Consider the following 13,126-nt stretch of genomic DNA (forward strand, 5'->3'; position numbering starts at 1 on the left):
AATTAACATATTGATACACTTTGGTTCGTTATAATTGATATTCCTCGGACAATAGTAACGGGTGTGTTACGTAAATTTTATACTGTTCAAATACTAACAAGTGACGGTATAACCATGCGTAAAAAGTTGATCCTTACGGCTCTTGCAAGCTCTCTTATTCTTGTTGGATGTGGGCAAGATGCTCAAAATGCCAAGCAAGCGCCTCTACCTCTCGTAGCAGTACAGGATGTTAGCGTTGTTTCTCACCAGCAAAGTAAGTCGTACATCGGTCGTATTGAAGCCGTTGAAGACACGGCTATCACAGCGCAGGTTTCTGGCTATCTACAAAGCCGTCATTTCAATGAAGGTCAAATGGTCGAAAAGGGCCAATTACTGTACTCCATTGAACCCTCTTCATTTGAAGCTGAAGTAGCAAGCGCAAAAGCGTCTGTTGCTCAAGCGAACGCGAACCTTAAAAAAGCCGAGCTTGATTTTAACCGAGGTAAGAACCTTCTCCCTAAGGGGAGTATTTCTCAATCGGAATTTGATGCATTGACAGCAAACTTATTGGGTTCTCAGGCACAGCTTGAAGCAAGTCAAGCACAACTCAATGCAGCCAATGTTCAGCTTTCTCATACCAAAATTATTGCGCCTTTCTCTGGACGAATTAGTGACACCAAAGTGAGCACGGGTGACTTGGTTTCACCGTCGTCAGGTGTATTAACTACGTTGGTTAGCCTAGATCCAATCCATGCATCGTTCAGCATCAGTGAGCGTGAGCGTATTGAGCTGGGTATGGATCGCATCGAAGGAGATGGCAGCAGCGATTCTGCAGGTGTTGAAGTTCAGATCATGCTTGAGAATGGTGAAGCGTTCGAACATCTAGGTCAGCTTGATTTCTTGGGTAACCGTATCAACCTCAATACTGGTACGATCGCGATGCGCGCAATTGCTGATAACCCGAACCAGCAATTACTTCCAGGCCAACACGTTCGCGTTGATCTACGTGAAAAGCAATCTATTGATGTTGTGACTATTCCGCGTCGTGCAGTTCAAACCGACCTAGAAGGTGACTTTGTGATGGTATTGGTTGAAGGTGAAGCCGCACCCGTTGCTGAGCGCAGAAACATTGAGATGGGGCGACAAGTTGAAGGTGGTGTGATCGTTCATTCTGGTCTAGAGAAGAACGACGCAGTGATCACTCAAGGCCTACAACGTGTACGTAATGGTATGTCTGTTCGTATTCAAGCTTCTGCTGAACAAGCTGAGTAAGGGGGCTATTTATGTTAAGTCGTTTCTTTATTCAAAGGCCTAAGTTTGCCCTTGTCATATCCATAATATTAACGCTGGCGGGTGCGATCTCTCTCGCTATCTTACCAGTGGCCGAATATCCAAAAATTAGCCCACCATCGGTCAGTGTGTCGGCATTCTACACGGGTGCGAGTGCTGAAGTGGTGGAACAGGCGATAGCCGACCCCATAGAGACATCGGTGAATGGCGTAGAAGATATGATCTACATGTCTTCTAAAAGTGCTAATGATGGTTCATACAACCTTAACGTGACCTTTGATGTCGGTACTGATGCTGATATGGCTCAGGTCAACGTTCAGAACCGGGTTGCTCAGATCGAATCGAAACTTCCACAAGAAGTAAGAATGGTGGGTGTAACGGTCAAGAAGCGTTCACCTGACCTATTGATGGTATTGAACTTCTACTCGCCGAACGGAGAGTACAATGACCAATTCCTTATCAACTACGTGAACTTGAACATTAAAGACCAATTGGCTCGTGTAAAGGGCATTAGTGAAGTTAACGTGTTGGGTGGTGGTGAATACGCGATGCGTGTTTGGTTAGATCCTGAAAAAATGGCTAACCTCAATATAACTACCTCTGATGTGAATCGCGCTTTGGCGGAGCAGAACGTTCAAGTCGCAGCTGGCCGTATTGGAGCTGCACCTTATAACAACGCGCAAGAAGTGCAATTCAACTTGGTAACAAAAGGCCGATTAGAAACGGCTGATGAGTTTGAAAATGTTGTGCTTCGTGCAAATCAAGACGGTTCAACGGTTTATTTAAAAGACGTTGCACGTGTTGAGCTAGGTAAAAAGTTCTACGATGGTAACGGTAAGTACCGTGGTCAAGACGCTTCAATCGTAACGCTGTCACTTCAGTCAGACGCTAATGCGCTGGAAAGTGGTAAAGCAGTCATGGCGATGCTAGACAACCTAAGCAAAAATTTCCCTGAAGGCGTTGCTTACGAGGCGAGTTACGACACCACACTCTTCGTTGCTGAGTCGATTAAAGGTGTAGTTAAAACACTCATCGAAGCAATTTTGCTGGTTATCGCAGTAACGTACTTGTTCTTGGGCAGTGCTCGTGCAACCTTGATTCCTGTGGTTGCGATTCCGGTATCTTTGATTGGTACTTTTGCGGTCATGCAGATGACCGGCTTTACCATTAATACAGTAACCCTGTTTGGTTTGATTTTGGCGATTGGTATCGTAGTAGATGATGCGATCTTGGTTATCGAGAACGTCGATACTACGATGGCCAAAGATCCTACCATTTCACCGCGAAAAGCAACGCTTATCGCAATGAAAGAAGTCACGGGGCCAATTGTTACCTCAACCTTGGTTCTGTTAGCGGTATTCATCCCTGTAGCGATGCTGCCAGGTATTACCGGCATTATGTATCGTCAGTTCGCTCTGACCATCTGTATTGCGGTTGTGATCTCTTCTATTAACGCTCTAACGCTGTCACCAGCATTGTGTTCATTGGTTCTTAAGCAGGGCGGTGGTAACACAGCACGTTGGTACCAAGCGTTTAACCGTGGTCTTGAATCTGTAACCAACAAATACGGTCAAATTGCAGGCTTCCTTGTGAAAAAGGGTGTTCTGCTGTTTACCTTCTTTGTTGTGGCACTAGCAGCGGTAACTTACTTTGCGAAAACCACGTCTACGGCTTTCGTACCTCAAGAAGATAAAGGCATCTTGCTGGTTAACGTGCAGCTTCCTGACGCGGCATCGCTGTCTCGTACAGAAGATGTGACAGAGCAGTTACTAGAGATGGTTGAGCAAGAGCCGGGCGTAGATGGTGTGACACTGGTTAACGGCTATGCATTCATGACGGGCGCTTCAGCTTCGAATGGTGCGTCGATGTTCATCAAGCTCCACGATTGGGACATGCGTAACGCACTGGACGGTCAACATTCAGCGCAAGCTATCTCACAACGTATTAATGGCCGAGCGGCAACAGAACTGCCTCAGGCGATTGTATTTGCAATGGGACCTCCAGCTGTACCGGGCATGGGTGCTGCGTCTGGTTTTGAGTTTGTTCTCGAAGATACATTAGGTCGTAGCCGCACTGATCTAGCGATGGTCATGAATGACGTGATTGCTGAGGCAAACAAACAGCCTGAGATTTCACATACCTTCAGTACCTTCCGCGCTAATGTACCTCACTACTATGTCGATATTGATCGTGAGAAAGCGCAACAACTTGGTATTCCGCTGTCGGAAATATTCCAAACGCTACAAGGCAATCTTGGATCAATGTACGTGAATGACTTTACCATGTTTGGTAAGAATTTCCGTGTCACCATGCAAGCAGACAGTGAACACCGTAGCAGCATGGATGACCTACAACGATTCCACGTACGTTCGTCTAATGGCGAGATGATCCCGTTAAGCACATTGGTGACTTACGACCAGATCTTCGAGCCGGACGTAGCATGGCGTTACAACATGTACCGCAGTGCGGTGATTCAAGGCCAACCAGCACCGGGTTACTCAAGCGGTGATGCGATTGCTGCAATGGAACGTGTTGCGGCTGATGTACTGCCGCAGGGTTATCATTACGAATGGACAGGCATGGCTTACCAAGAAGTACTAGCAGGTAACCAAGCGATCTTTGCTTTTGCACTTGCTTTGATCTTCATCTACCTGTTTATGGTGGCTCAGTACGAGAGTTGGACAATCCCTATAGCGATTATCTTAGTGGTACCAGTTGCAACCTTAGGTTCCTTCTTAGCGTTGAACCTGACTGGTACACCGTTGAACCTCTATGCACAAATTGGTTTGGTTCTCTTGATAGCCTTGGCCGCGAAGAACGCAATTTTGATTGTGGAGTTCGCTAAGGTGGAGCGTGAAGACAAAGACGCATCAATCGAAGATGCAGCAGTGAAGGGCGGTACGCTACGTTTTCGTGCTGTGAACATGACGTCTTGGTCATTCATTTTAGGTATATTCCCGCTTATCTTTGCTGCGGGTGCTGGTCACGTGAGCCAGAACTCATTGGGTATTTCACTGATCGGCGGTCTGTTATGTGTGTTGCTAGCGGGTACGTTCCTAATCCCAGGATTCTATGCATTTGTGCAGCGTAAGCGTGAGAAGGCACACGGTGGCAATACCAAGTTGATTCCACTGGACGATGAATAGAGAAGTAAGTGTCTTGTAGGATGAGCCCTTTACAAGGTTTCTCCTTGGTAATTAATTTCTTGTAAAAACGAAGGCTTAGCATTGTGCTAAGCCTTTTTTATTCCACTTGTGAATAAAGAATCTGTTTATATAATGAAATGTTTATTATAAGGTAGAGCTAATACTCCAATTAAAGCTCTCCAATAAAATGGTGTTTTATTCTTAAGTTGTTGTTTTTGTTGGATGTATAAGTGTTCGGCTAACACTTGTATGCTCGAAAGTATTTGCACAATAGTGTGAAGTGTTTCAAAATTACCAAGTTATATTGAAATATTTTGTGCATTGAGGTTCTTATGAAAGTCATTGATTTATTTAAACACCGAGGCGACAGCGTGTCTTCGCAACACTCAGAGTTTATGCAATGGATGTCTCCAGCTCTTAGAGATTACTGGGGAGACTTTCTGAATCGCACGCAAAATAGTCATTTCTTTGCGTGGGTTCGTGATCACCACAAACCTGCTGTCAATGAAGATGCGCCAGAGATGCCTGTCGAACCACAGATCGTACTTAAGCCAGAAGCACAACTTGTATTTGATGAGCTTGAACAGCAGATCGGTGAAGTGATCCATACTGGTGATTGGATCAATGTAAGCCAAGACAGAATCAACCAGTTTGGTCTCGTTACTGAAGACATGCAGTGGATTCATACAGAGCCTTCTAAGGCTGAAACAGATTCTCCGTTCAAAACAACCATTGCACATGGTTTTCTGACTTTGTCTCTGCTTCCTCGACTGACAGACAGTGTTGATCCTGACAAATCTCAATTCCCAACGGCGAAGATGGTTGTAAACATTGGTCTTAACCAAGTACGTTTCCCATACCCTGTAAAATCGGGCAGTAACGTTCGCGCTAAAAGTACGCTAACAAAAGTAACGCCAATTAAGAAAGGCCTAGAGATTGAACGCGAAATCCGTGTAGAAATCGAAGGCATCCGTCGTCCTGGTGCTGTGATTGTTTCGGTGATTCAACTTCACTTCTAGAGCTTTTTTATAAGTAGAATTGCTTTTAGCGAAGATTATAGATTCAAAAAAGAGAGAGCTTAAGGCTCTCTCTTTTTGTTTTTGTCTATCAAGGCGATATCATCAACATCCTAACAACATCACAAAAGTCGTTATCTTACTTGATACGCGTGTAGCCGTACTCTTCGATAAGATCTTGCCCTTGTTTTGACTTCACGAACTTAATGAAATCTTTGCTCTCGTCAGAAACTGATTCAGTTTTGTGCAGCAATAAGAATGGGCGAGCCAATTCATAACTGTGGTTGGCGATGTTCTTAGATGTCGGCTCAACGCCTTCAAATGTGATTGCTTTGATCGAACGGTCGATAGAGCCAACAGAGATGAATCCAATCGCATGTGGGTTATGGTTAACAATCGTTTTTACCATGCTGTTGCTGTTTACAACCAAGTTATTTGGGTTGATGTCAGACACTAGACGGTCGTTAATGATTTTTGTCAAACCAAGTAAGCTCTCGAAGCTGTAACGTGAACCAGAAGAAGCTTCACGAGTTACAACTGCGATAGGTTGATCCGCACCACCTATGGCTTTCCAGTTTGTGATTTTTCCTTTGTAGATATCGAATAGCTGTTCACGTGTAACGTTGCTTACACCGTTTGAACGGTTAGTCACGACGGCTAGGCCGTCAAAGGCAATTGGAAATACCTTCAATTTTTCGCCCTGTTCGCGGTCAGTTAAGTAACGTGAGCTCATACCAATATCAGCGACACCTTTATTGACCATGGTAATACCCGCTGTAGAACCGATGCCTTGAACCGCAATATAGTTATCAGGGTGAGTCTTGTTGTACTCCTCAGCCAATACATCCATCACACGTGATACCGAAGTGGAGCCCGAAATATTGGTTTCTTGTGCAAAAGCAGCATGAGAAGACAGGGCTAAGGATAAAAGAGAGGCAAGCGCGACTCGTAACATAAACAACTCCTAGTTAATAACATTTGGTGGTTATGATAGGTCGGTTATATGACAATTTTGTGAAATTCTATCCGCTCAATGTGTCGCTATTAGCTTGATGAGTGAAAGCGAGTTGGGTTTACAAAAACAGGATTCGTTTCTGGAAGCAGGACGGGTATTTTGTTTGCGCTAGTTCGCTAAAATGTTGGTTGAGTCCTAAGCTAAACAAAGGAATTCACTACTTAGAAGTTTCTATGAAGTTACAAGAGGTGTTATGTCCGTCATTCATATCGAACTGAATCGTCTTTTAATTGGAGCTGAGAAGCTCTGTACATCTCGAAATCGCAGTTTACCTGTCGAGCTAGGCAAATCCCTTTATGAAGAGTGTGAGGGTGGTGTGCTGTTTTCTCAGGCTCATTATCTGCTCGACTCATCTCATAGCGATTACACAAATGAGATCGCCTGCGTTAGTTTTGATGAGTCACTGTCATGTTGGTTGGTAATGGTGCCGCTAGAAGGTGATGTAGAAACCGATTCAGTAAATTGGGGGCCTTATCCTTACTTACCTCAATCGAAGGATCTTGATGCTATTTTGTCTGAAATAGAAAAAGACCCTAAATCGTACTTCTGGTCGTGATTATTCTGTCGAGATGTTTGCGAGGGGCTTGATACCTAAAACGAACAACTTTTTTAAACTCACATCATTGCAACCTATCTGCGTCACTAAAAACGGTCTATGTTACTAAAACTATCCGCATCACTATAAATGATGGATGTCACTTCAAATTATGCCAATAAGATTGCGTAGTTATACCAATCACAGTGAGTAAGTGATCAGTGATTTACTACGATTGGTATTAATAAGATTGTGAAACCAAAGACCGGAAATCTTTTGGTGTTTTGCCGTGATAGGTTTTAAAGGCGGTACTAAAATGCGCCGCACTTTTAAATCCGGATTCATAAGCAATTTGAGTAATCGATTTGTTCGATGTTCTGAGCTGTGTGGCTGCGTGGGCGATTCGCTTTATCTTCAAGAGGTTTGAAAACGAAAGGTTTTCCGCCGATAAACGGCGTTTAAGTGTGGCTGGTGACATCCCCATATAGCTGGCTAGGGTATCGAGTGAGATATTATTTTCTATATTCTGTTCAATGTAATGAATGACCTTTTGTGTCACCGTCAATCTAGAAATTCGGCTAATAATCGTTAATAGTTCCGGATACTGCTCAACCATTAAAGACAGCAAACCTAAGCCTAGCTGGGTGAGTGCGTAATCATTCTGAGTCGATGAATTGGTCAGGGACATGATGAGCTCTTTCAATTGGCAGATTTCGGTATCCGTTTGATTGAACTTAATGTACTTATCTGGAGTTTGAGTGGACTCTAAATCACTGAACTGATTTATGAACTTTTGGAAAATTGCCAAATCAAAATCTAAGCAAATCGCACTAAACTCACCATTTTCAGTGTCGACCGTGATGTCTTTAATCTGACCAGAATTGTAAAGCGTGAAATCTCCCGCTTTTAACGAGGCTTGGGTGCCATTGGGCAGCATAAAAGATATGCTTCCTTTCGATACCATAAAGATACCGTTTTTAGAGGCGGGGTAGCGTTCGCGTTTCCTGGGAATAAAGTTTCTGAATTGAGTGACCGTGATTGATGGCATAGTGAACTTCTTTGGCGTTGTAGATTAATTGCTTTTTTAAGTATTGTTTAAGCATGAGACATTTACAAAAAAGGCGCTAATAATTAGCGCCTTTAGAAGTAAACCTATTAGAAATTAGGCTTCGGTTTCATTTGTTGTTTCAGGCTCGCTAGGCAAGTCCGCAAAAACTTGTGTAGGTTTTGCTACCAAGTTACGGTTTTCCTGATTAACTTCTGAGAGAACTACTTCTAAAACGTCTCCCAGTTTGTATACCATTTCTTTATCGATAGATACAGTACCCATATCACCGTTGCACTCTATTCTCTCTTTATTATCAAGAATGAGAGAGCCAGGGATAAACGCCGCTGCACCATTGTCAAGTAGGCGTACACGCATACCTGCGCGGTTAATATCGAAAATCTCTGCTTGGAAACGAGTTTCTTCAACTGGAGCGTTCGCTAGAGTACGAGCATACAACCAATCGCCAACGTTACGTTCAGCCATACCGTGGTGACGGCGGTGCAGGGCAAGTTCATCACCAATGGTTTCGTCTGGTGTTTGAATCGGCGCTTTACCTAATATGTGTGCTTTAAGCATACGGTGGTTAATCATGTCACCGTATTTACGAATTGGAGAAGTCCAAGTTGCGTAAATGTCTAATCCCATTGCGTAGTGCGGCGCAGGTTCATTGCTGATCTCGCTGTATGCTTGGAATTTACGAATACGGTTGTCGTAGTAGCTGTTGTCTAAAGAGCCTAACCAACGACGCAGAGTAGCAAAACCTTCCAGAGAAACGATCTGCTCTTCTGTAAACGGCGTTTCTGCTTCTGGGTTAACTAGCTCCAGAACGTCTGTTAATTTCTCAGCTTTAAAACCAGAGTGACAGTTAAAGACACCTTGGTTAAAGCGCTCTTTTAATACTCGACCCGCACAGATGTTCGCGCTGATCATAGATTCTTCAACCAACTTGTTCGCACTGCGACGCATGTCCGCGTGGATAGCAACAACATCGTTATCTTCGCTAAGCTCAAAGCGGTAGTCAGGGCGGTCTGGGAACACAACCGCATTGGCAGAACGCCACGCTGAACGTGCTTGAGCAAATTGGTGAAGGTCAGAAACAACTGCAGCGATCTCTTCTGACGGTTGCCATTTCTCTGATGCACCTGTTTCTAGCCAGTCTGATACGTGGTCGTAAGCAAGACGAGCGTGAGATTTGATGTTTGCAGCGAAGAAGTTAATGTCATCACCGATAACACCATCTTTAGATACCGTTACTGTGCAGCAAAGTGCCGGGCGAACTTCGTTCTCTATGAGTGAACATAAGTTGTCAGCTAGATCGCGAGGCAACATTGGGATGTTACGACCAGGCAGGTAAATAGTGAAACCACGCTCGCGAGCCACTTTATCCATTGCATCATCTGGAGAGATGTAAGCGGTAGGATCAGCAATTGCGATAGTCAGTTCAAAATCACCGTTCTCTTTCTTCTTAGCGTAAAGCGCATCGTCCATATCTTTTGTGCTTTCGCCATCGATAGTCACAAAAGGGACGTGAGTCATGTCTACACGTTCAAGATCAGCGTCGTCTTTGATCTGCCAGTCGTCGATGCCTTCAGGTTCGCTGTTTGGTAGGTCATTTTGCGCTAGCGTTACCCACCAAGGCGCGATTTTGTCGTCAGCGTCTGTGATTTTCTCAGAGATTTGAGCCAAGAAGCCGTTGTCACCTTTTAACGGGTGTTGAACGATATGAGCAACAACCCAGTCGCCTTCTTTAAGCGTTTCAGGGTTCAAGCCCTTCTTTGCTTTCGCTTTAAGCTGCAGTTTTTTCAGTTGCGGGTGATCTGGAACAACGTTCAATCGACCTTTGAAAAGCTTAACTCGTGCAATAAAGCGAGTAAGACCCTGTTCAATCAACTCCTCTGGCTCTGCAACTTCGCGCTCTTTCTCTGTGCGAATGATGGCAATCACCTTGTCACCGTGCACACATTTTTTCATGTACGGCGGTGGGATGAAGAAGCTAGTTTTGCTATCGACTTCGAGAAAACCAAACCCTTTTTCAGTGGCTTTGATCGTACCTTCCTTTTTAGGGAGGGTTTCTTGGATTTGCTGTTTGAGTTGAGCGAGTAGAGGATTATCTTGAAACATTTTGACTTTTATCTATCGAGGACAATTGAGCACACTATAATCATTGCGAGGCTTGATTACTACTTAAAGGCGAAGTGAGCGTTAATTAATTGCCCTCTTATTTAACTAGGTCAATTTGCTAGAAGTTTGGTGCTGTGACGAGATATTCATCAAGTTTTGACGATATGATAGCCAGTGTTGATGTGAAACCGAAAAATATGTGATGTATTTCAATTTTTTCTGGCTTTTTTTATGCATTTAAGGAATAATCCGCCTCCCTTAGACGTCCCTAATGGCTTGAAGTGTTTTATTACTGCTTCGTAACTCTGAATGGAATCAGTATCTGATTGGATCAGTATTGGAATTGATAGAGCTCCCGGGACCTTTTGTTTACTTATATTTAGTGGGATCCCAATGTCCGAATCTGTAATTCAATTTAATGAATTAGCCCTAAACGAAAACATTCTTTCAGCTCTTGATAGCATGGGTTTCGTTTCTCCGACTCCAATCCAAGCAGCAGCTATTCCTCTTCTTCTTGAAGGCCGTGACGCACTAGGTAAAGCACAGACTGGTACTGGTAAAACAGCAGCATTCTCTCTGCCTTTACTTAACAAAATCAACCTGAACCAACATAAACCACAAGCAATCATCATGGCTCCTACTCGTGAGCTAGCGATTCAAGTTGCTGCGGAAATCAAAAACCTAGGCCGTGATATCAAAGGTCTTAAAGTTCTTGAAATCTACGGTGGCGCTTCAATTGTTGACCAAATGCGCGCTCTAAGCCGCGGTGCTCACATTGTTGTTGGTACTCCAGGTCGTGTTAAAGACTTACTAACTCGTGACCGTCTACACCTAGATGAAGCACATACATTTGTTCTTGATGAAGCAGATGAAATGCTAAAAATGGGCTTCGTAGATGACGTTACTTGGATCCTAGAGCAAGCTCCAGAATCTGCACAACGTGTACTTTTCTCTGCGACTATGCCTCCAATGGTTAAGACTATTGTTGACCGTTACCTACGTAACCCGGCTAAAGTTGACGTTGCTGGTACTAACCACACAGTTGACAAAGTAGCGCAGAACTACTGGGTTGTTAAAGGCGTAGAAAAAGACGAAGCAATGTCTCGTCTTCTTGAAACTGAAGAAACTGACGCGTCAATCGTATTCGTACGTACTCGTCAAGACACTGAGCGTCTAGCTGATTGGCTATCTGCACGTGGCTTCAAAGCTGCTGCACTGCACGGTGATATTCCTCAGTCTCTACGTGAGCGCACTGTTGATCACATCAAACAAGGTGTTATCGATATCCTAGTTGCAACTGACGTTGTAGCACGTGGTCTTGATGTTCCACGTATCACTCACGTATTTAACTACGACATCCCATTCGATGTTGAATCTTACATCCACCGTATTGGCCGTACTGGTCGTGCTGGACGTAAAGGTAAAGCGATCCTACTAGTTCGTACTAACCAAATTCGTATGCTTCGCACTATCGAGCGTGTAACTAAGTCTCAAATGGAAGAAATCCAACTTCCACAACGTGACGAAGTTGCTGCTGCACGTGTTGCTAAGCTTGGTGCTGAGCTTGAAACTGAGAAAGAGAGCAAAGCTCTAGAAAACTTCGCAGGTTTAATCTCTACACTACAAGAATCTCTAGAAGTTGATGCTGCTACTCTAGCTGCAATGCTTCTTAAGCGTCAGCAAGGTAAGAGCCCTCTATTCTACGTTGGCGAAGACCCAATGATCGCTGCTATTGAGCGTGATAAGAACCGTCGCAAAGAGCGTCGTGAAGATCGTGACAATGGCCGTGACGGTGGTGGTCGTAACTTCAATACTCAAGATTGGGATACATACCAACTACAAGTTGGCCGTGAGCAAGGCGTTCAGGTTAAAGACATCGTTGGCGCACTAGCAAACGAACTAGGCCTAACTAAAGGTTCTATCGGTGCTATCAAGCTAGACCAAGGTTCTACTTACGTTCAACTGCCAAAAGCAATGAACTCTGAAACTGCTGGTAAGCTAAGCAAACTTCGCATTCGTCAAAAAGAAGCTGGCGCTGTAGTTGTTGATTTCAATGACTTCCGTGAGCCTCGTCGTGGCGGCGGCGGTCGTGATGGCAACCGTGGCGGCGGTCGTGGCGGTCGTGATGGTGGCGGCTACCGTGGTAACCGTGAAGGCGGTAATCGCGAAGGTGGTAACCGTGAAGGTGGCAATGGCGGTCGTGGTGGCTACCGTGGCAACCGTGACGGCGCACGTGATGGTAACTCTGCTGGTGGTCGTGATGGCGAACGTCGCTTTGACCGTAACCGTGGTGGCGATCACCGTGGTAACCACCGTGGCGAACGTGGCCATGGCAACGCAGCAGGCAATGGCGGCAACCGCGGTCGTCGTCCAGAGCGCAACGAAGGTTAATCAACCTTTAGTTTTAAGTGAAACTTACAAGCCAAGTGCTTATAGGTGAATAGCTTAAATAGCGAATTTAAAAGCCGAGCTTAGTGCTCGGCTTTTTTGTGCCTGTTATTTGAACTTTAGCTTTGGTTGGTTCTATATATGCGGCAGCTTACTTCAACTAAACTTCGTCCCTATATTTAATGTTAGCGCTTAAACTTAGCTGTATCGTGTTCTAAGTCTATATTGAAATAACGTGCTACAAAGATACTAAAACAATGAGTGAAGGCTATCTAAGCAACGTTACCGTTCATTTATTCGTAGAGTTGTACTCGAATGCGATTAAAAGAAGACCGGATTTTGTCGTTCACTATTCCCAACTCTTGTGATCTTATTGATGCAAACATTGAGCAATTGAGAAATCGAGCAAAAAGTTATCGGTAATGATAAGCAGAGAAAAGGGAAGGGGGCTAGGCGGAGTACGTGCATTGGTTCGATTCACTCTAGTTAACTTAATCGAGTAGAAATTAGGGCGTGTTGATCTTTCGAGCTGGTTTTTGCAGCGAGTTGCTGGGTATTTATACAAGGCAGAGGCTTTGATGTGTAGCT

The 13,126-nt window shown here is 44.4% G+C and carries 9 protein-coding genes; 5 read left to right on the top strand and 4 right to left on the bottom strand.

Translation table 11 applies throughout. From position 1 onward, the window contains the following. Window positions 1-114 precede the first annotated feature (114 nt). The 3 genes from ACED59_RS14675 (at window position 115) to ACED59_RS14685 (ending at window position 5,434) form a co-directional block, all read left to right on the top strand. Window positions 115-1,251 carry an efflux RND transporter periplasmic adaptor subunit gene (locus tag ACED59_RS14675; RefSeq protein WP_029224025.1) on the top strand — a complete coding sequence of 379 codons (1,137 nt, stop codon included), beginning with the start codon at window positions 115-117 and terminating at the stop codon, window positions 1,249-1,251. Window positions 1,252-1,262: 11 nt separating this feature from the next. Next, entirely contained in the window at window positions 1,263-4,415 is a 3,153-nt protein-coding gene (locus ACED59_RS14680) for an efflux RND transporter permease subunit (RefSeq protein ID WP_017098694.1), read from the top strand. A 332-nt stretch (window positions 4,416-4,747) separates the two neighbouring features. After that, window positions 4,748-5,434 (top strand): MaoC family dehydratase, encoded by a 687-nt coding sequence (locus ACED59_RS14685; RefSeq protein WP_009844790.1) that lies wholly within the window; start codon window positions 4,748-4,750, stop codon window positions 5,432-5,434. Window positions 5,435-5,570: 136 nt separating this feature from the next. Here the strand turns inward: ACED59_RS14685 and ACED59_RS14690 are convergent, their stop codons facing one another. Beyond that, complete coding sequence (locus tag ACED59_RS14690) at window positions 5,571-6,386, bottom strand: phosphate ABC transporter substrate-binding protein (protein ID WP_009844791.1); 816 nt, start codon at window positions 6,384-6,386, stop codon at window positions 5,571-5,573. 253 nt (window positions 6,387-6,639) lie between these two features. On the opposite strand from ACED59_RS14690, the gene ACED59_RS14695 reads away from it, so the two are divergent. Continuing rightward, the gene (locus tag ACED59_RS14695) at window positions 6,640-7,002 is read left to right on the top strand and encodes a DUF3024 domain-containing protein (RefSeq protein WP_012600988.1); all 363 of its coding nucleotides are present in this window, start codon (window positions 6,640-6,642) and stop codon (window positions 7,000-7,002) included. Window positions 7,003-7,222: 220 nt separating this feature from the next. Here the strand turns inward: ACED59_RS14695 and ACED59_RS14700 are convergent, their stop codons facing one another. Both ACED59_RS14700 and rnb read right to left on the bottom strand, forming a co-directional pair. After that, window positions 7,223-8,029: an AraC family transcriptional regulator gene (locus tag ACED59_RS14700; RefSeq protein WP_017098695.1), complete on the bottom strand. Its 807-nt coding sequence runs from the start codon at window positions 8,027-8,029 to the stop codon at window positions 7,223-7,225. Window positions 8,030-8,143: 114 nt separating this feature from the next. Further along, window positions 8,144-10,150: an exoribonuclease II gene (gene rnb, locus ACED59_RS14705; protein ID WP_017098696.1), complete on the bottom strand. Its 2,007-nt coding sequence runs from the start codon at window positions 10,148-10,150 to the stop codon at window positions 8,144-8,146. Window positions 10,151-10,459: 309 nt separating this feature from the next. Here rnb and ACED59_RS14710 point away from each other — a divergent pair, with 309 nt between their 5' ends. After that, window positions 10,460-12,541: a DEAD/DEAH box helicase gene (locus ACED59_RS14710; protein ID WP_017098697.1), complete on the top strand. Its 2,082-nt coding sequence runs from the start codon at window positions 10,460-10,462 to the stop codon at window positions 12,539-12,541. A gap of 367 nt (window positions 12,542-12,908) precedes the next feature. Here the strand turns inward: ACED59_RS14710 and ACED59_RS14715 are convergent. Beyond that, window positions 12,909-13,126 (bottom strand): hypothetical protein (locus ACED59_RS14715; protein WP_371731366.1); only part of this gene is annotated, 218 nt, incomplete at its 5' end.

This window comes from Vibrio sp. FF266, assembly GCF_041439695.1.
In the GTDB taxonomy this organism is placed as follows: Bacteria; Pseudomonadota; Gammaproteobacteria; order Enterobacterales; family Vibrionaceae; genus Vibrio; species Vibrio tasmaniensis_A.

Coding starts and splice junctions, on each gene's coding strand:
- ACED59_RS14690 (WP_009844791.1), bottom strand. CDS start 6,386: ATGTTACGAGTCGCGCTTGCCTCTCTTTTATCCTTAGCCCTGTCTTCT.
- ACED59_RS14685 (WP_009844790.1), top strand. CDS start 4,748: ATGAAAGTCATTGATTTATTTAAACACCGAGGCGACAGCGTGTCTTCG.
- ACED59_RS14700 (WP_017098695.1), bottom strand. CDS start 8,029: ATGCCATCAATCACGGTCACTCAATTCAGAAACTTTATTCCCAGGAAA.
- ACED59_RS14710 (WP_017098697.1), top strand. CDS start 10,460: ATGGAATCAGTATCTGATTGGATCAGTATTGGAATTGATAGAGCTCCC.
- ACED59_RS14680 (WP_017098694.1), top strand. CDS start 1,263: ATGTTAAGTCGTTTCTTTATTCAAAGGCCTAAGTTTGCCCTTGTCATA.
- ACED59_RS14675 (WP_029224025.1), top strand. CDS start 115: ATGCGTAAAAAGTTGATCCTTACGGCTCTTGCAAGCTCTCTTATTCTT.
- rnb (WP_017098696.1), bottom strand. CDS start 10,150: ATGTTTCAAGATAATCCTCTACTCGCTCAACTCAAACAGCAAATCCAA.
- ACED59_RS14695 (WP_012600988.1), top strand. CDS start 6,640: ATGTCCGTCATTCATATCGAACTGAATCGTCTTTTAATTGGAGCTGAG.